Below are 15,819 nucleotides of genomic sequence, written 5' to 3' on the forward strand. Positions count from 1 at the left end.
CGCGCGGCCCGGTGCGCCGCGGCGAACGCGGCGGGACCGGCCGGCGCGTGCGGGGTCCGGGGGATCGTGGTCATCAGGCTCGCCTCCGGGCGTTCTGGCGGGAGACGGTCCGTGCGTCGAGGCCGGACAGGCCGCGCACGGCGACGTACGCCTTCTCGTGCGGCGGCAGCGACACGCGGCCCCGCAGCACCGCCTCCGGCTCCCGCTCGATGCGGTCCAGCAGACGCCGGTAGATGCCGGCCATGGCGGCCACGCAGGCGCCGCTGCGCCGGTCGAGCATCGGCAGCAGCCGGTAGCCCTCGGCGAACAGGGCGCGGGCGCGCCGGACTTCGTGGTGGACGAGTCCGGCGAAGTCGGCGCCGGCGGGCATCCGGTCCCTGTCGAAGCCTTCCGAGCAGCCGAACTTGGCGAGGTCCTCGGCGGGCAGGTAGGTCCGCCCGTTGCCGGCGTCCTCGCGAACGTCCCGGAGGATGTTGGTGAGTTGCAGGGCGAGGCCGAGGGTGTCGGCGTACTCCGCGGCGCGCGCGGCTTCGTCAGCCGCGAGGCCCGGGGCGTTCACCGTGCCGAACACGCCGAGCGAGAGCCGTCCGATGGCCCCGGCCACGCAGCGGCAGTAGGTCCTGAGGTCGTCCCAGGTCTCGTAGGTCTCGCCGCGGACGTCCATCAGGACCCCGTCGATGAGCTCGTCGAGACCGCCGAGCGGGATCGGGAACCGGCGCGCGGCGTGCGAGAGGGCGACGGCGACCGGGTCGGTGTCGTCCTCGTCGACCTCCTCGGCGAGGATCCGCCCGAGCAGGGCGCGGGTCTCCTCCAGCCGGGCGAACTTGGCCTCGGGCGCCAGCGTGCCGTCGCCGATGTCGTCGACCCGCCGCGAGAAGGCGTACAGCGCGGACATCGCCTGCCGCTTGTCGGTCGGCAGCAGCCGGATGCCGTAGGCGAAGTTGCGCGCCTGTGAACCGGTGACGGCCTCGCAGTAGCTGTAGGCGGCCTGGACCGGTGCGGACACGTGTGTGGGGCCCTCCACGGTCGGGCTCACCCCTTTCTCGGCGCTGTGCGCAGGACGGCGGCCACCTCGCGGAGCAGGCCGCTCTTGGTGGGACCCGGCGGGCCGGGGAGTACGTCGAAACCGGCGGCGGTGACGGCTCGCAGAGCCGCGCGCCCCCCTCCCACGAAGCCCGCGAGCAACAGCCGGAGTCTGCCGTGCACGCTCCCCACGAGCGGGGTGCCTTCGTCCAGCAACGCGCGTGCGCGCTCGGTTTCGAATGCGACCAGCGAGCGTACGGACGCGCCGGCGGACGGGGCCGCGAGCTCCGCCTCGGTCACGTGGAAGCGGCGCAGGTCCTCGGCGGGCAGGTAGATCCGGTCGCGACCGAGGTCCTCGGCGACGTCCTGGATGTGTTCGACGATCTGCAGGGCGGTGCAGACGGCGTCGGAGCGGCGGATCCGTTCGGGGGTGCTGGTGCCGGTGAGGGCGAGCACCAGGCGGCCGACCGGGTTCGCGGACAGCTCGCAGTAGCCGGCCAGGTCGGCGTACGTCTCGTAGCGCGAGACCCGCTGGTCCTGGCGGTTGGCCTCGATCAGGGCGAGGAACGGCTCGGGGGTCAGGTCATGGGCGCGGACGACGGGCCGCAGGGCCTGCAGCAGCGGGTGCCGCGGCGCTCCGACGGGGCCGGAGCCGTTGAAGACGCGGTGCAGGTCGGCTTCGAGGGCGTCGAGCATGGCGGGCCGGTCGTCGACCGCGGCGGGGTCGAGACCGAGGAGCACGGCGTCGCGCCCGCCGGGGGCCAGGTCGCCGTCGCCGATGTCGTCGACGAGGCGGGCGTACCCGTAGACGGCCGTCAGCCCGTCGCGCCAGGCGCGGGGCAGGAAGACGGGAGCGACGGGGAAGTTCTCCGCCGCCGCCTTGTCGAGGGTGGCACTCACGTGGACCGTGTCGGCCGGGGGTCGGATGCCGAGCCCCGGGGTCACCGCCCGCCGCCCGGGGCGGGGACGGCCGTCATGCCTGGGGGCCGGAGAATTCCCGTAGCCATTGCCGTCACATCTCCCGTTCTACACTGCCGACCCATTACATACTATTTCGGACACGCCGCCGGGGGATTCCCCGGGCTGCCCCAAGGCCCTTCAACTGCGGGGAATCGTCCCCTCTTGCCGCGATTGAGGACCGCCTCAGCTTACGCTGTAGAACGTCGCGGAGCCCTCCCGGGTATTCGCTCCGCCACCGAATGTCGCCGCGAAATGCAAGTACACGATTGAGGCCCCCGCCGCGCTGAGCGGCGGGGGCCTTCGGGTGAAGCGGAAAAGCGCCGGAAGGGGGCGCCGCGCGACCCGGAGGTCAGCCGTTGGTGGCCTTCTCGTATGCCGAGACGACTTCGTCGGTGGGCCCGTCCATCAGGAGCTCGCCCTTCTCCAGCCACAACACCCGGTCACAGGTGTCACGGATGGACTTGTTGTTGTGGCTCACCAGGAAGACCGTGCCGGCCTTCTGCCGCAGTTCGCGGATCCGGTCCTCCGAACGCACCTGGAAGCTGCGGTCACCGGTGGCCAGGGCCTCGTCGATCATCAGGACGTCGTGGTCCTTGGCCGCCGCAATGGAGAAGCGCAGGCGCGCCGCCATACCGGAGGAATAGGTGCGCATCGGCAGGGAGATGAAGTCGCCCTTCTCGTTGATGCCCGAGAAGTCGACGATGCTCTGGTAACGCTGCTTGATCTGCTCGCGGCTCATGCCCATCGCGAGACCGCCGAGAACGACGTTCCGCTCGCCGGTGAGGTCGTTCATCAGGGCCGCGTTGACGCCCAGCAGCGAGGGCTGGCCGTCGGTGTAGACCTTGCCCTCCTCACAGGGCAGCAGGCCGGCGATGGCGCGCAGCAGGGTGGACTTGCCGGAGCCGTTGGAGCCGATGAGGCCGATCGCCTCGCCGCGGTAGGCGGTGAAGGAGACGCCGCGCACGGCGTGGACCCGCCGGACGCCCGGGGCGTCGCCCTTCTTCCGGCGGACTATCTTGCTGAGCGCGGCGGTGGCCGCGCCCTTGCCGCTGCTGCCGGTGTTGACCCGGTAGACGATGTGGACGCCGTCCGCGATCACGGTGGGGACGCGCCCCTGGGTGTTGTCAGCCACGGCCGTAACGCTCCTCGGACTTCCAGAAGTACACGAAGCCGCCGAGGCCGATCACCACGGCCCAGCCCACGGCGAAGGCCCACACGTGCGGGGGCAGGTTGTCGGCGGTGTAGTCGTTGATCAGGGCGAACCGGATGAGGTCCATGTAGATCGCGATCGGGTTCCACAGCAGCAGGTCGCTGATCCACTGCGGCTGTTCCTTGAGGTAGACCCCGATGGGGAACATGACGCCGGAGGCGTACATCCAGGTCCGCATCACGAACGGCATCAGCTGCGCCAGGTCGGGGGTCTTGGAACCCGCCCGCGCGAAGATCATGGCCAGACCGGTGTTGAAGACGAACTGGAGCGCCAGCGTCGGGATCACCAGCAGCCAGGAGAGCTTCGGGTAGTTCCCGAAGCACATGGCGATGACGAAGACGACGATCATCGAGTACAGCAGCTGGCCGAGCTGCTGGAGCGAGAAGGACACCGGCAGGGAGGCGCGCGGGAAGTGCAGCGCCCGCACCAGGCCGAGGTTGCCCGAGATCGCCCGGACGCCCGCCATCAGCGAGCTCTGGGTGAAGGTGAAGACGAAGATGCCCACCACCAGGAACGGGATGTAGACGTCCTTGGGCATCTCCCGGCCCGCTTTGAGGATCAGGCCGAAGATCAGCCAGTAGACGACCGCGTTGAGCAGCGGGGTCGCCACCTGCCAGACCTGGCCGAGCTTCGCCTGGCTGTACTGCGAGACCAGCTTGGCCCTGGAGAAGGCCATGATGAAGTGGCGCCGGCCCCAGAGCTGCCGCACGTAATCGCCGAGGCCCGGTCGGGCGCCGCTGACCGAGAGGCCGTACTTCCTGGCGAGCTCCGCGGGGCTCAGCCCCGCGTCGTCGGACAGCGGCCTGCTCGTGGCGAGGGCGCCGTCGTGGGTTGTGTCACTCACAAGTTGAAACTTTCGTCTTCAAGATGCGGCCAGGTGGGCATCAGGCTGGTGGCTCGAGGCCCGTGATCGCGTCATGTTCCCAGACGCGGGCTGGTCAGATGACAGGAGGTCGGCCCAGCCGGGTCAACCGCCAGACCGTTCGCCATCTCATCGGGCGGCGGGGCCCGCAGGGAGTGGTCCATCCCTCCCGGAAACCACCGAACCAGGCCTTGAGCGCGGGTGCCGACGGCCTGCGTACGAGCGTCAGCAGGAGCCAGACGCCCAGGTAGACCGGGACCAACGGGGCGGGCAGGTTCCGGCGGGCGAGCCACACCCGGTTACGAGCCACCATACGGTGGTAGACCGCGTGCCGGGAGGGGGCGGTCGTCGGGTGCAGCAGCACCATGTCCGACCGGTAGTCGATCAGCCACCCTGCGTCGAGTGCCCGCCAGGCCAGATCGGTCTCCTCGTGCGCGTAGAAGAACTCCCCCGGCAGCGCTCCGACCTGCTCGAACACCGTCGTGCGGACGGCGTTGGCGCCGCCCAGGAAGGTCGTCACGCGGGAGGAGCGCATCGGGTCGGAGGCGCGCAACCGCGGCACGTGCCGGCGCTGGGTGACACCGGTCTCCGGATCGGCGATCCGGAAGCTGATGATCCCGAGCGCGGGGTCCTCGGCGAAGGCCTGCCGGCACAGCTCGGCGGTGTCGGTGCGCTCCAGCAGCCCGTCGTCGTCCAGGAAGAGCAGTACGTCCACGTCGCGGCCACCGGGGCCGAAGGCCTCGATGCCGACGTTGCGCCCGCCCGGGATGCCCAGGTTCTCGGGCAGGTCGATGCTGCGGACGCCCTCGGGCAGGCCGGTGACCTGCACGCCCTGGCCCACGACGACCACGTCGACGGGGGCTCCGTCCTGGCGGGCCACCGAGTCGAGGAGCGCCTTGAGCTCGTCGGGCCGATTGCCCATGGTGATGATCACGGCGCCCAGCCGCAGCGGGGCGCTCACTTGAGCCTGCTGGAGGCGAGGATGGACACCAGGTGCAGCACGGTCTGGAGCATCGCGATCGCGGCCAGCACGGCGACCCCGACGCGGGACCAGTAGAGGTCGCCCTGCATCTGGTCCACGACGGCCAGCACCAGGATGAGCAGCGAGGCCTCGATGCCCAGGATCAGGCGGTGGAACTTGAGCGCAGCGGCGGCCCGGCGCGCGAGGGCCATGCCCTTGGCGCGCGGCTCGGCCGCCGCGTCCTGGACCACCGGCTTCCCGGCCTGGTGGCGGGCGACGCCGACCAGGTCGGTCTCGGCCTTGATCAGGATGGCGCCGAGCGCGGCCAGGGTGCCCAGGAAGGCCCACAGCCAGTCGGCGCCCCCGGGGCCCCACAGGTCGGCGGCGCGCAGGCCGAAGCCGACCAGGACCGCCGCGTCGCACAGGTAGGCGCCGACCCGGTCCAGGTAGACCCCGGAGAGCGAGAACTGCTTCTTCCAGCGGGCGACCTCGCCGTCCACGCAGTCGAGCAGCAGGTACAGCTGGACCGCGATCACGCCGAGGACGGCGCCCCAGATGCCCGGCACCAGCAGCGCCGGCAGGGCGAGGACGCCGGCGAGGGTCATCAGGTAGGTCAGCTGGTTCGGCGTGACCTTGGTGGTGACCAGGAAGCGGGTGATGCGCAGCGAGATCTCACGCATGTAGAGGCGCCCGCCCCAGTGCTCGCCACTGACCCGGTCCTTCACGCCCGCCGGGTGCACGACGGGCCTCAGTTCAGCTACGGATGGTCTTGGCATAGTCGGCGTAAGCGTCCCTGATCTCGGCTGCGGACAGGTTGAGGTGCTCCAGGATCGTGAAGCGTCCCGGACGGGTCTGGGGGGCGTACTCGACGGCCGCGACGAACTCGTCGATGCTGAAGCCGATCTCCTCGGGGCCGACCGGCAGACCGTGCCGCCGCAGCACCTCGACGAAGTGGCCGGACTGCTCGGTCGCCCCGCGCAGGTGCATCGCGAAGGCGGCGCCGATGCCGACCTGCTCCCCGTGGAGCGCGGAGCGCCCCGGGTGGAGCAGGTCGAAGGCGTGGCTGATCTCGTGGCAGGCGCCGGACGAAGGGCGGGAGTCCCCGCTGATCGACATGGCGATGCCGGAGAGCACGAGCGCCTCGGAGAGCACGGTGAGGAACTCGTCGTCGCCGCACCCGCCGGGGTGGCGCAGTACGGACTCGCCGGCGGTACGGGCCATGGCGGCGGCCAGGCCGTCGACGGGCTCACCAGTGATCTTGTGCGAGAGCTCCCAGTCGGCGATGGCCGAGATGTTGGAGATCGCGTCACCGATGCCGGCCCGGATGAACCGGACCGGGGCTTCCTTGATCACGTCGAGGTCGATCACCATGGCGATCGGGGTGGGCACGCCGTAGGAGCCGCGGCCGTTGTCGTTGTCCAGGATGGACACCGGCGAGCAGATGCCGTCGTGCGAGAGGTTGGTGGCGACGGCCACCATGGGCAGCCCGACCCGCGCCGCGGCGTACTTGGCCACGTCGATGATCTTGCCGCCGCCCAGGCCCACGACGGCGTCGTAGCGGCGGCCCTTTATGTCGTCGGCCAGCTTGACCGCGGAGTCGATGGTGCCGTCGACGACCGCGTACCAGTCGGCGTGCGGCAGCACGGGCTCCAGCTTGGCGCGCAGCGCCACGCCGGAGCCTCCGCTGATCGCGATGGCCAGCTTGCCGGAGGCGGAGATCCGCTGGTCGGCCAGCAGGCCGGCCAGGTCGTCCATCGCCCCGCGACCGATGTCGACGACGACGGGCGAGGGGATGAGCCTCGTCAGTACTGGCATGCGATCGTCCGGCCCTTGGCGAGGTCGTCGTGGTTGTCGATCTCGACCCACTTGACGTCGCCGATGGGGGCCACGTCGATGGTGAAGCCGTCGTTGACGAGCTGCTGGTAGCCGTCCTCGTAGTAGAGGTCGGGGTCGCGCTCGAAGGTGGTCTTCAGGGCCTCGGCCAGCTGCTCGGCGGCCTCGGCCTCGATGAGGGTGACGCCGATGTACTCGCCGGTGGCGTCGGCGGGGTCCATCAGCTTGGTGATCTTCCGCACTCCCTCACCGTCGGCGGTGACGACCTTCATCTCCTCATCGGCCAGGTTCTTGACCGTGTCGAGGGCGAGGATGATCTTCTGGCCGTTGCCGCGGGCGGCGAGCAGGGTGCGCTCGACCGAGACCGGGTGGACGGTGTCGCCGTTGGCGAGGATCACGCCCTGCTTCAGGACCTCGCGCGCGCACCACAGGGAGTAGGCGTTGTTCCACTCCTCGGCCTTGTCGTTGTCGATCAGCGTGATCTTGACGCCGTACTTGGCCTCCAGGGCCTCGCGGCGGGCGTACACGGCTTCCTTGCGGTAGCCGACGACGATGGCGACCTCGGTCAGGCCGACCTCGGCGAAGTTGCCCAGCGTCAGGTCGAGGACCGTGAGGCTCTCCTCGTCGCCCTCGGGGCCGACCGGCACGAGCGCCTTGGGCAGGGTGTCGGTGTAGGGACGCAGACGGCGTCCGGCACCGGCAGCGAGTACAAGGCCGATCATGCTGGTTCTCCTTCGTCATGTACGGCGGGTGCTCCGGAGGAGACCCAGAATCGGATGCTCTCCACGAGCACCACGAGTGCCACGAACACGGCCGAGGCCGTGAGCGCGACGGGGAAGTCCGCTTCGCGCGTTACGAGGACGGCCGCGAGGACCGTGATCAGCAGGACCCGGCCTTCGTGGCCGCCGATCGTCCGCACCAGCCAGTGCGGGGGCGCGCCGGTGCCGCCGCGGATGCGGTACACCGTGTCGTAGTGATGGTAGGCGACCGCCGCGATCAGGCCGAATGCCGCCGGGAGGGCCCCGGGGACGTCGGCCTTGACGGCGAGCGCGAGGACCGTGACGTATTCGGCGGCCCGGAACAGCGGCGGGACCAGCCAGTCCAGGGCGCCCCGGAGCGGTGCGGCGACGGCGAGGCCGGCCGACATGACGTAGATCACTGCGACGGCGATCAGCCGGGGGTCCCCGAAGGGCAGGAACACGGCGCCCGCGATCATCACCAGCGTGCCGAGGGCCGCCACGTACACGGAACCGAAGGACCCGGCCCGGCCGCGCAGCAGGCGGGCCTGGAGCTCGGCGAGCGGTCCCGAGTCGGCCAGGTCGGCCAGCGCCCGGGCCGCCCGGTCGGTGCGGGTGGCCTTGCGCGTCAGGGAGCGCAGGATGCGGCCGGCGGTGGTGTAGAGCGCGCCGAAGGCGCAGCCGATCAGCAGGGCGTAGAAGACGATCCGGGGGGTGGTGAAGGCGGTCAGCACCGCGATCATCGCCCAGCGCTCACCGATCGGCAGGATGATCATCCGACGGATCCACACGGTCCAGCCGACGCTGTCGAGCCGGTCGGAGAGGGCGGCCGTGGGGCTGGTGTTGGCGGTGGCGTCGTGGTTGGCCTCGTTGAAGGAGAAGTCCACGACGTGCCGGCAGGTCATCAGGATCATGGAGCCGACGGCCAGGGCCCAGACGTCGTCGCCGTTCCGGGCCGCGCCGAGCGCGAGGCCCGCGTAGAAGGAGTACTCCTTCGCGCGGTCGAAGGTGGCGTCGAGCCAGGCGCCCATCGTCGAGTACTGGAGCGAGTAGCGGGCGAGCTGCCCGTCGGTGCAGTCCAGTACGAAGGAGACGAGGAGCAGCACTCCGGCCGCCACGTAGCCCCAGCGTTCGCCCGTGGCGGCGCAGCCGGCGGCGATGAGCGCGGTGATCAGCGAGGCGGTGGTGACCTGGTTCGGGGTCAGGCCGCGGCGCGCGCACCAGCGGGCGATGTAGCGCGAGTACGGGCTGATGCAGAAGGTGGTGAAGAAGCCGTCGCGGGACTTCACGGCGGTGCGCAGGCGTACGGCCTCGTCGTCGACGGCGGCGACGGCGGCGGTCGCCGCTTCGCGCTCCGTCGGGCCGGCGGGGACGGCGGCGACGAGCGTGCCCAGTTCCGGTCGCTGGACGGTGGTCCCGGCGGCTTCGACGGCGGCGGCGAGCCGGTCCGGGTACGGGCCGGCGGCCTCTGCGTCGGCAGCCGCGCGGGCGGCGGCCTCGTCCAGGGCGCCGCGGGCCCCGGCCTGGACGGCGAGGGCACCGGTGACGGCGCAGGCGTCGAAGCGCGGGTCGGTCAGTGCGAGGCGCAGCGCGTGCACGTGCCCGACGAAGGCGCTGTCGACGACGGCCACCCGCTGGTCGGTGGGGACGCCCGCCAGTGCGGCGGCGGCGTCCTTCGGGCCGGCTGCCGGGCGGACGTCGAAGCCGAGGGAGCGCAGCTCGTCCGCGAGCGGTGATCCGGGGACCGGCAGGCCGGTGAGGATGACGGTCGGCAGACGAACTCACTCCTTGTAACGGATTCCGAACGCGCGCGCTCATGGGGCGGCTGCACGTCGGCAGAGGCTATCGGATGAATGGAAGCAGGGGTTCACCACCCGTTTACGCCCCGATAAGCCGAATATTCGGGCCCCGGGCCGGGTTCCGATCATCATTGACGATCACAGCGCGATACCACAAACGGCTCGGATGTTACGGTGGACGCGCCCCTGAACGTGTCGAGTGGAAAGAGGTGGGTTGATGACCGTCGTAGTGGTCGCGGCCTTGCGCAGCGAACTCCGGTGCATCTCCCATTCCTTCCGGGCATCCGGCCGGGCCTGATCACACAGCTGGGCCTCGTCGGCCGGAGCCCCCGTTCCAAGGGTTCACGTTGACCGACAGCAATTCCTTCGACGCCACCTCCGACCCCGACGGCGTCGACGACTTCACGCACGCCTTCTTCGCCCTGCACCACGGCCTGCCCCGGCAGGCTCCGGGTTCCGACGCGAGCACCCGTCACCTGTTGTCCCTGTGCGGACCGCTGCCCGAGCGGCCGCGCGTCCTCGACCTGGGCTGCGGTCCGGGCCGCAGCGCGCTGCTGCTCGCCGCCGAGGCGGGCGCGGCCGGCACGGGCGCCGAGGTGACCGCCGTCGACCTGCACGCCCCCTTCCTCGACGAGCTCCGTGCCGCCGCCGCGGCGCGCGGACTCGCCGACCGGGTCCGCACCGTGGAGGCAGACATGGGCGCGCTCCCGGGCGAGGGCTTCGAGGACGGCTCCTTCGACCTCGTCTGGGCGGAGGGCTCCGCCTACCTCCTCGGCTTCGACGCCGCGCTCGCGCGGTGGAAACGGCTGCTCGCCCCGGGCGGCACCCTCGTCCTGACCGAGTGCCAGTGGTCGGTGGCGCAGCCGTCCGCGGGCGCCCGTTCCTTCTGGGACCCGCACTACGCCCTGCGCACCACCGCCGGCAACCTGGCGGCCGCCCAGGCCGCCGGCTACCGGGTGCTCGGCGTGCACGAGCTGCCCGACTCCGACTGGGCCGAGTACTACGGCCCGCTCGCCGAGCGGGTCCGGGCCCTGTCCGCGGCAGGCGGCCCGGCAATGGCACGGGCTCTGGCCGCGACGCGCGAGGAGCTCGACGTACGGGCCCGCCACGGGCACGAATACGGGTACACGGGCTACGTCCTGCGCCCGGTGAACGGCGGGGACGGCAACGCCTGGCCCGCCCGGCCGGAGACCGCGGCCGACGCGGCGGCCGTCCGGGCGATCAACCTGGCGGCCTTCGGGACCCCGCTGGAGGCCGACCTCGTGGACGCGCTGCGCGCCGACGGCTCCTGGCTGCCCGGGCTGTCGTACGTGGCCGAGGCCCCGGACGGGTCGGTGGCTGCGCACGCCCTACTGACCCGGTGCGAGGTCGACGGCGCCCCGGCGCTCGCGCTCGCCCCGGTGGCGACCGATCCCGGGCTCCAGCGCTCGGGCGCGGGCAGCTCGGTCGTACGGGCCCTGCTCGCGGCGGCCCGGGAGCGCGGGGAGTCGCTGGTCATCGTCCTGGGGCACCCGGAGTACTATCCGCGCTTCGGTTTCCTGCCGGCGTCGCGCTTCGGGATCCGGGCCCCCTTCGAGGTCCCCGACGAGGCGTTGATGGCGCTGGTGCTGGACGGTTCCCGTCCGGTGCCCGCGGGAACGATCAGGTACCCGGATCCGTTCGGAGTCTGACGCGCACATGCGCACACGCGCACACGAGGTCGCGTGCGCGGTGACACGTGGTGTGACCCGCCCTCGTCGCCTAGCACGCGACGGGGGCGGACATGCGTGGTTCTCCGAAGTGGGGACAAGCCTCTTTTGTACGGCAGACTGAAGGTCGAAGTCCGAAGCGAAGGATGGGTATGCCGACCACACCAGCCACCGCCGCGAACAGCGCGTCCAACGGCACCGGTACGCAAGAACCGATCATGCTCGAACTGGTCGACGAGGCCGGCAACACCATCGGCACGGCGGAGAAGCTCTCCGCCCACCAGGCGCCCGGGCAGTTGCACCGGGCGTTCTCCGTGTTCCTCTTCGACGCGCAGGGTCGTCTGCTGCTCCAGCAGCGGGCCCTCGGGAAGTACCACTCCCCCGGCGTCTGGTCGAACACCTGTTGCGGTCACCCCTATCCGGGGGAGTCGCCGTTCGCGGCCGCAGCCCGGCGGACCCACGAGGAGCTGGGCCTGTCGCCCTCGCTGCTCGCGCAGGCGGGGACGGTGCGCTACAACCACCCGGACCCCGCGTCGGGTCTGGTGGAGCAGGAGTTCAATCACCTGTTCGTGGGACTCGCGCAGACCGTCGTGCGGCCGGATCCGGAGGAGGTCGAGGACACGGCCTTCGTCACCGCCGAGGAACTGGCGAAGCGGCACGCCGAAGTGCCGTTCTCGGCCTGGTTCATGACCGTGCTGGACGCGGCGCGTCCCGCGATCCGCGAGCTGACCGGCGACGCGGCGGGCTGGTAGCCCGTACGCCGTCCCGGTCCTGCGCCCTCCCGTTGACCGTCGCCTCACCGGCCGCCGCTCACCCGGCGGTCGGCGGGGCGGTGAGCGGCGGGGCGGTGAGCGGCAGGGCCGCCCAGATCACCTTGCCGCCGGTCGAGGTGTGCTCGACGTCGCAGACCCCGCCGGCCTCCAGGGTGATCTCCCGGACCAGGAGCAGGCCCCGGCCGCCGGTCTGACCGAAGTCGGCCTCGAGCGCCTTGGGGCGGTAGGGGTGGTTGTCCTCCACGGCCACCCGCACCCAGGCACGGCCGATCGCGACCTCGACCGCGACCTCCGGCGAGAGCAGAGCGGCGTGCCGGACCGAGTTCGTCACCAGCTCGGAGACGATCAGGAGCAGGGAGTACACGAGGTCCTGATGGGCCGGCACCCCCTGGCGCCCGAGCAGGTCCCGGACCGCACGACGGGCCTGCGGAACGGATTCTTCAACCGCGGGGGCGGTGAACCTCCACACCCCCTCGTACGCGAGGGGATGGGCCGGGGCCTCCACCTCACCCGCCTTGGCCGGCGGGACGCTCCCGCTGACATCCATCTTCCGTCCCCCGTCTTCACGCTCGATCGTCTCCACGCGACAAGAGTGGGGAACGGGCTGGTGCGGGCCGGACTGCTGACCAGAAGTCAGCGTCTATCGGACACTTTCTGACCGCTGGCGTATGACAGAGTCAGTTGTTCGACTATTCCTGATCTTCTGTCCGCCGCTTCCCGGCCGCGTCGCCCAGTCCGTCCCCCGCGGCCGCCGCCGCCGGAGCCCCGTCCTCCCTGACCAACCCCAGGATGCGGCGGGAGCCCATGCCCATGGCCACCAGGCTCAACCCGTCGAACAGCAGGGCGAGGGAGAAGAAGGTTCCGATCACGTACAGACTGTTGCCGGGCCAGTTGGAGAGGATCAGGAAGCCCAGCAGGATCCCGAAGGCGCCCTGGACGACCGCGAGCCCGAAATGGGCGCCGCGCACCACCAGCGCCCCGACCAGCCGGAACGCCCCGCCCGTCAGGAAGAGCAGCGCGGCGAACATGGTCAGCGCCTCGGCGCTCGCCTCGGGACGGCGCAGGATCACGAAGCCCGCGGCCAGGTTGATCGCGGCGACGACGACGGCGAGCCAGAAGTAGTTGCTCCTGCGCGACTGCACGGCCTGCAGCAGGCCCAGCACACCGCCGATCAGCAGCAGCCAGCCGAAGAGGAACATCGAGGTGAGCGTGGCGACGGCGGTGTAGACGAGGCCGACCAGCCCGGCGAGCGCCAGCAGCACCCCGAGCGCCGTCATCAGCGCGAAACTGCGGTTGAGCTTCTTCTTCTCCTGCTGCGGTTCCGGGCCCCCGGCCCTGGCCCTCGTACCGTCTGCACGGTCTGCGCCCATGGACGTGCCACCTCCTCGCACCCCCGACGGACTCCCTTGATCATAGGTATGACCGCCCGGGATAGCATCCGGCGCATGGACGCAGCCACGGACGCAACCCTCCTGCACACGGTCGCCGACGGGGTCGCCACGATCGTCATCTCGCACCCCGCCAAGCGCAACGCCATGACCGCCGCCATGTGGCGGGCGCTCCCGGAGCTGGTGGCGGGCCTGGCGGACGACCCGGCGGTACGGGTGCTCGTGCTGACCGGGGCCGGACCGACCTTCTGCGCGGGCGCCGACATCTCCTCGCTGACCGGGAAGGTCACGGAGTCCGGACACGCCACGAACGCCCGGGCCGCCGGGGACGCCGGTGCCGCGGACCCGCGGGACCTGGCCGTGGCCGCCGAGGAGGCCCTGGCCGCCTTCCCCAAGCCCACGCTGGCGGCGATCCGCGGCTTCTGCGTGGGCGGCGGCAGCCAGCTCGCGGCCGCCTGCGACCTGCGCTTCGCCGAGGAGGGGGCTTCCTTCGGGGTGACCCCCGCCCGGCTCGGCATCGTCTACCGCGCCTCCTCCACCCGCCGGCTCGCTTCCCTGGTCGGCCCGGCCTGGGCGAAGTACCTCCTCTTCTCCGCGGAACTGATCGACGCGGAGACGGCCCTGCGCGCGGGGTTCCTGAACGAACTGCTGCCGGCCGGCCAACTGGACAAGCGCGTCGCCGCGTTCACCAGGATCCTGGCCTCTCGCTCGCAGCTGACGCAGGCGGCGGCCAAGGAGTTCGCGGACGGCCGGACCGATCGGGACGCGTACTGGGAGGACCAGGCCGCCGGGAGCGAGGACACCGCGGAGGGGGTCGCCGCGTTCCTGGAGCGCCGGGCTCCGCGCTTCACCTGGACCCCCTGACGGCCACCCGTCAGCCGGGCATGCCGTTCCCCCGCAGCATCTCCACGAGAGCGGCCGGGGCCTTGTCCGGCGAGCCGGCGTCGTAGGGCGGCTGGGGGTCGTACTCGGTCATCAGTTGCACGGCCTGTGCGAAGTCGTCGCCGGCGAGGCGGCCGAGCAGGGTGAGCCCCATGTCGATCCCGGCGGACACCCCCGCGGCGGTGACGTACTTCCCGTCGAACACCACGCGCTCCCCGGTGGGCTCGACCCCAAACTCCGGCAGCTTGTCCAGGTACAGCCAGTGGCTGGTGGCCCGCCGGCCGTCGAGCAGCCCGGCAGCGGCCAGCAGCAGGGATCCGGTGCACACCGAGGTGGTCCAGGTGCTGGTGGCGTCGACCGCGCGCAGCCAGTTCATGACCACGGGATTGGTCATCTCCCGGCCGGGATGCGGCCCGCCGGGCACGATCACGATGTCGGGCCGGGTGACCTCGTCGAGCCCCTTGTCGGCGACGAGCGCGAGCGACCCGTTGTCGGTCCGCACCGGCCCGGGCCGCTCGGAGACGAAGACGACCTCGGCATCGGACAGCCGGCCGAGGGTGTCGAAGGGCCCGATGGCGTCCAGGGCGGTGAAGTGGTCGTAGAGAAGTACGGCGATCTGCATGGCTCCTCCGGAGCTCTGGTCGGAACACGACGCCGCCCCGCACGGGGCGACTCCTTCTTCTGGGTGCGCCCGGGCCGGCCCTCAGGGGCGCGAGGTACCGAACCGGCGGCGGTACTCGGTGGGCGGCTGGCCGAAGGTCCGCACGAAGGCCCGGCGCAACGCCTCCGGGTTCCCGTACCCGCAGGCCCGGGCGATCTGTGCGATCCCTTCCCCGCTCTCCTCCAGCAGCCGCCGCGCGTGGTCCACCCGGACCCGTTCGACGTACCGGCCGGGCGTGACCCCGGTCTCCGCCTGGAAGGCCCGTGCGAAGTGCCGCGGCGACAGCCTGGCCCGGGCGGCGAGGTGCTCTACACCGAGCTTCTCCCCCGGGTGCTCGGTGATCCACTGCTGCACGTCCCGCAGCGGATCCCGGCGGGCCGTCTGGGCGGCCAGCTGCGCGCTGAACTGCGCCTGGTTGCCGGGCCTGCGCAGGAACACCACCAGGTGCCGGGCGATCGCCAGGGCGACGTCCTGCCCGTGGTCCTCCTCCACCAGCGCCAGGGCGAGGTCGATCCCCGCCGTGACCCCCGCCGAGGTGGCCACCGGCCCGTCCCGTACGTAGATCGGGTCCGGCTCGACGGCGACCGCCGGGTAGTCCCGCGCCATCCGCTCGCAGACCTTCCAGTGGGTCGTCGCCCGCCGCCCGTCCAGGATCCCCGCCTCGGCCAACAGCAGTCCCCCCGTGCACACGGAGACCAGCCGCTGCGCGCCACTCCCGTGGCTCCGCAGCCAGTCCGTGAGCCGGGGTTCGAAGTCCCCCGTGAACCGTCCCCCGGGCACCAGGACGGTGGTCCCGGGCCCCGGCCGGGCGCTCGCCAGCTCCCCGTCCGGCACCAGCGTCAGCCCGCTGCTGGTGCGGACGGGCTCCCCCGCGGGAGAGACCGTGCGGATCGCGTACCCGGCCCGCCCCGGGAAGTGGGCGAGCGCGGCGAACACCTCCACCGGCCCGGTCACGTCCAGGCTCTGGACCCCGTCGTACAGGAGGACGAGGACGTTGCGCGGCGATGACGACATGGCTTCATGGTGTGCCGCCCCCGCGATG

At 71.7% G+C, this 15,819-nt stretch carries 16 protein-coding genes; 3 read left to right on the forward strand and 13 right to left on the reverse strand.

The window, feature by feature from the left end; genetic code table 11:
- Positions 1 to 73: 73 nt before the first annotated feature.
- The 9 genes from hpnD to OG207_RS08860 form a co-directional block, all read right to left on the reverse strand.
- On the reverse strand, positions 74 to 1,036 hold the full coding sequence (gene hpnD / locus OG207_RS08820) for a presqualene diphosphate synthase HpnD (protein WP_329097433.1): 963 nt from the start codon (positions 1,034 to 1,036) through the stop codon (positions 74 to 76).
- On the reverse strand, positions 1,033 to 1,923 hold the full coding sequence (gene hpnC, locus OG207_RS08825) for a squalene synthase HpnC (protein WP_329097435.1): 891 nt from the start codon (positions 1,921 to 1,923) through the stop codon (positions 1,033 to 1,035). Before hpnC ends, hpnD begins: the two co-directional genes overlap by 4 nt.
- A 409-nt stretch (positions 1,924 to 2,332) precedes the next feature.
- Positions 2,333 to 3,115 carry an ABC transporter ATP-binding protein gene (locus OG207_RS08830; protein WP_329097437.1) on the reverse strand — a complete coding sequence of 261 codons (783 nt, stop codon included), beginning with the start codon at positions 3,113 to 3,115 and terminating at the stop codon, positions 2,333 to 2,335.
- The gene (locus OG207_RS08835; protein ID WP_329097440.1) at positions 3,108 to 4,037 is read right to left on the reverse strand and encodes an ABC transporter permease; all 930 of its coding nucleotides are present in this window, start codon (positions 4,035 to 4,037) and stop codon (positions 3,108 to 3,110) included. The genes OG207_RS08830 and OG207_RS08835 overlap by 8 nt, the downstream gene beginning before the upstream one ends.
- Before the next feature lie 94 nt (positions 4,038 to 4,131).
- Entirely contained in the window at positions 4,132 to 4,977 is an 846-nt protein-coding gene (locus OG207_RS08840) for a glycosyltransferase family 2 protein (protein ID WP_402695559.1), read from the reverse strand.
- Between the two features lie 35 nt (positions 4,978 to 5,012).
- Positions 5,013 to 5,792 carry a CDP-alcohol phosphatidyltransferase family protein gene (locus tag OG207_RS08845; protein WP_329097444.1) on the reverse strand — a complete coding sequence of 260 codons (780 nt, stop codon included), beginning with the start codon at positions 5,790 to 5,792 and terminating at the stop codon, positions 5,013 to 5,015.
- A complete protein-coding gene (locus tag OG207_RS08850; RefSeq protein ID WP_329097445.1) occupies positions 5,770 to 6,831 on the reverse strand; it encodes an iron-containing alcohol dehydrogenase family protein in 1,062 nt (353 codons plus the stop codon). The genes OG207_RS08845 and OG207_RS08850 overlap by 23 nt, the downstream gene beginning before the upstream one ends.
- Positions 6,819 to 7,571, reverse strand: a complete 753-nt coding sequence (locus tag OG207_RS08855) for a phosphocholine cytidylyltransferase family protein (RefSeq protein WP_329097447.1) — start codon at positions 7,569 to 7,571, stop codon at positions 6,819 to 6,821. Before OG207_RS08855 ends, OG207_RS08850 begins: the two co-directional genes overlap by 13 nt.
- Positions 7,568 to 9,361 (reverse strand): DUF5941 domain-containing protein, encoded by a 1,794-nt coding sequence (locus OG207_RS08860; RefSeq protein WP_329107493.1) that lies wholly within the window; start codon positions 9,359 to 9,361, stop codon positions 7,568 to 7,570. Before OG207_RS08860 ends, OG207_RS08855 begins: the two co-directional genes overlap by 4 nt.
- 371 nt (positions 9,362 to 9,732) lie before the next feature.
- On the opposite strand from OG207_RS08860, the gene OG207_RS08865 reads away from it, so the two are divergent.
- Positions 9,733 to 11,055, forward strand: coding sequence for a GNAT family N-acetyltransferase (locus tag OG207_RS08865; RefSeq protein WP_402695552.1), 1,323 nt, complete (start codon positions 9,733 to 9,735; stop codon positions 11,053 to 11,055).
- A gap of 170 nt (positions 11,056 to 11,225) precedes the next feature.
- A complete protein-coding gene (gene idi, locus OG207_RS08870) occupies positions 11,226 to 11,825 on the forward strand; it encodes an isopentenyl-diphosphate Delta-isomerase (protein ID WP_329097449.1) in 600 nt (199 codons plus the stop codon).
- A 58-nt stretch (positions 11,826 to 11,883) separates the two neighbouring features.
- Here idi and OG207_RS08875 read toward each other — a convergent pair whose 3' ends face one another.
- Both OG207_RS08875 and OG207_RS08880 read right to left on the reverse strand, forming a co-directional pair.
- On the reverse strand, positions 11,884 to 12,393 hold the full coding sequence (locus OG207_RS08875) for an ATP-binding protein (RefSeq protein WP_329107499.1): 510 nt from the start codon (positions 12,391 to 12,393) through the stop codon (positions 11,884 to 11,886).
- Between the two features lie 142 nt (positions 12,394 to 12,535).
- Positions 12,536 to 13,216: an HdeD family acid-resistance protein gene (locus OG207_RS08880; RefSeq protein WP_329097452.1), complete on the reverse strand. Its 681-nt coding sequence runs from the start codon at positions 13,214 to 13,216 to the stop codon at positions 12,536 to 12,538.
- Between the two features lie 75 nt (positions 13,217 to 13,291).
- Between OG207_RS08880 and OG207_RS08885 the strand changes: the two genes are divergently transcribed.
- Positions 13,292 to 14,098: an enoyl-CoA hydratase/isomerase family protein gene (locus tag OG207_RS08885; RefSeq protein WP_329097453.1), complete on the forward strand. Its 807-nt coding sequence runs from the start codon at positions 13,292 to 13,294 to the stop codon at positions 14,096 to 14,098.
- A 10-nt stretch (positions 14,099 to 14,108) separates the two neighbouring features.
- On the opposite strand, the gene OG207_RS08890 is transcribed toward OG207_RS08885, so the two are convergent.
- The gene (locus OG207_RS08890) at positions 14,109 to 14,738 is read right to left on the reverse strand and encodes a DJ-1/PfpI family protein (RefSeq protein ID WP_329097456.1); all 630 of its coding nucleotides are present in this window, start codon (positions 14,736 to 14,738) and stop codon (positions 14,109 to 14,111) included.
- 81 nt (positions 14,739 to 14,819) lie between these two features.
- Positions 14,820 to 15,791, reverse strand: coding sequence for a GlxA family transcriptional regulator (locus OG207_RS08895; RefSeq protein ID WP_329097458.1), 972 nt, complete (start codon positions 15,789 to 15,791; stop codon positions 14,820 to 14,822).
- Positions 15,792 to 15,819 lie beyond the last annotated feature (28 nt).

Origin of the sequence: Streptomyces sp. NBC_01439, from assembly GCF_036227605.1 — a bacterium.
Lineage (GTDB): Bacteria > Actinomycetota > Actinomycetes > Streptomycetales > Streptomycetaceae > Streptomyces.

Excerpts from the sequence above, each read along its gene's own strand:
- OG207_RS08840 (WP_402695559.1), bottom strand. The coding sequence starts at position 4,977 with ATGGGCAATCGGCCCGACGAGCTCAAGGCGCTCCTCGACTCGGTGGCC.
- OG207_RS08845 (WP_329097444.1), bottom strand. The coding sequence starts at position 5,792 with ATGCCAAGACCATCCGTAGCTGAACTGAGGCCCGTCGTGCACCCGGCG.
- OG207_RS08850 (WP_329097445.1), bottom strand. The coding sequence starts at position 6,831 with ATGCCAGTACTGACGAGGCTCATCCCCTCGCCCGTCGTCGTCGACATC.
- OG207_RS08855 (WP_329097447.1), bottom strand. The coding sequence starts at position 7,571 with ATGATCGGCCTTGTACTCGCTGCCGGTGCCGGACGCCGTCTGCGTCCC.
- idi (WP_329097449.1), top strand. The coding sequence starts at position 11,226 with ATGCCGACCACACCAGCCACCGCCGCGAACAGCGCGTCCAACGGCACC.
- OG207_RS08875 (WP_329107499.1), bottom strand. The coding sequence starts at position 12,393 with ATGGATGTCAGCGGGAGCGTCCCGCCGGCCAAGGCGGGTGAGGTGGAG.
- OG207_RS08880 (WP_329097452.1), bottom strand. The coding sequence starts at position 13,216 with ATGGGCGCAGACCGTGCAGACGGTACGAGGGCCAGGGCCGGGGGCCCG.
- OG207_RS08885 (WP_329097453.1), top strand. The coding sequence starts at position 13,292 with ATGGACGCAGCCACGGACGCAACCCTCCTGCACACGGTCGCCGACGGG.
- OG207_RS08890 (WP_329097456.1), bottom strand. The coding sequence starts at position 14,738 with ATGCAGATCGCCGTACTTCTCTACGACCACTTCACCGCCCTGGACGCC.
- OG207_RS08895 (WP_329097458.1), bottom strand. The coding sequence starts at position 15,791 with ATGTCGTCATCGCCGCGCAACGTCCTCGTCCTCCTGTACGACGGGGTC.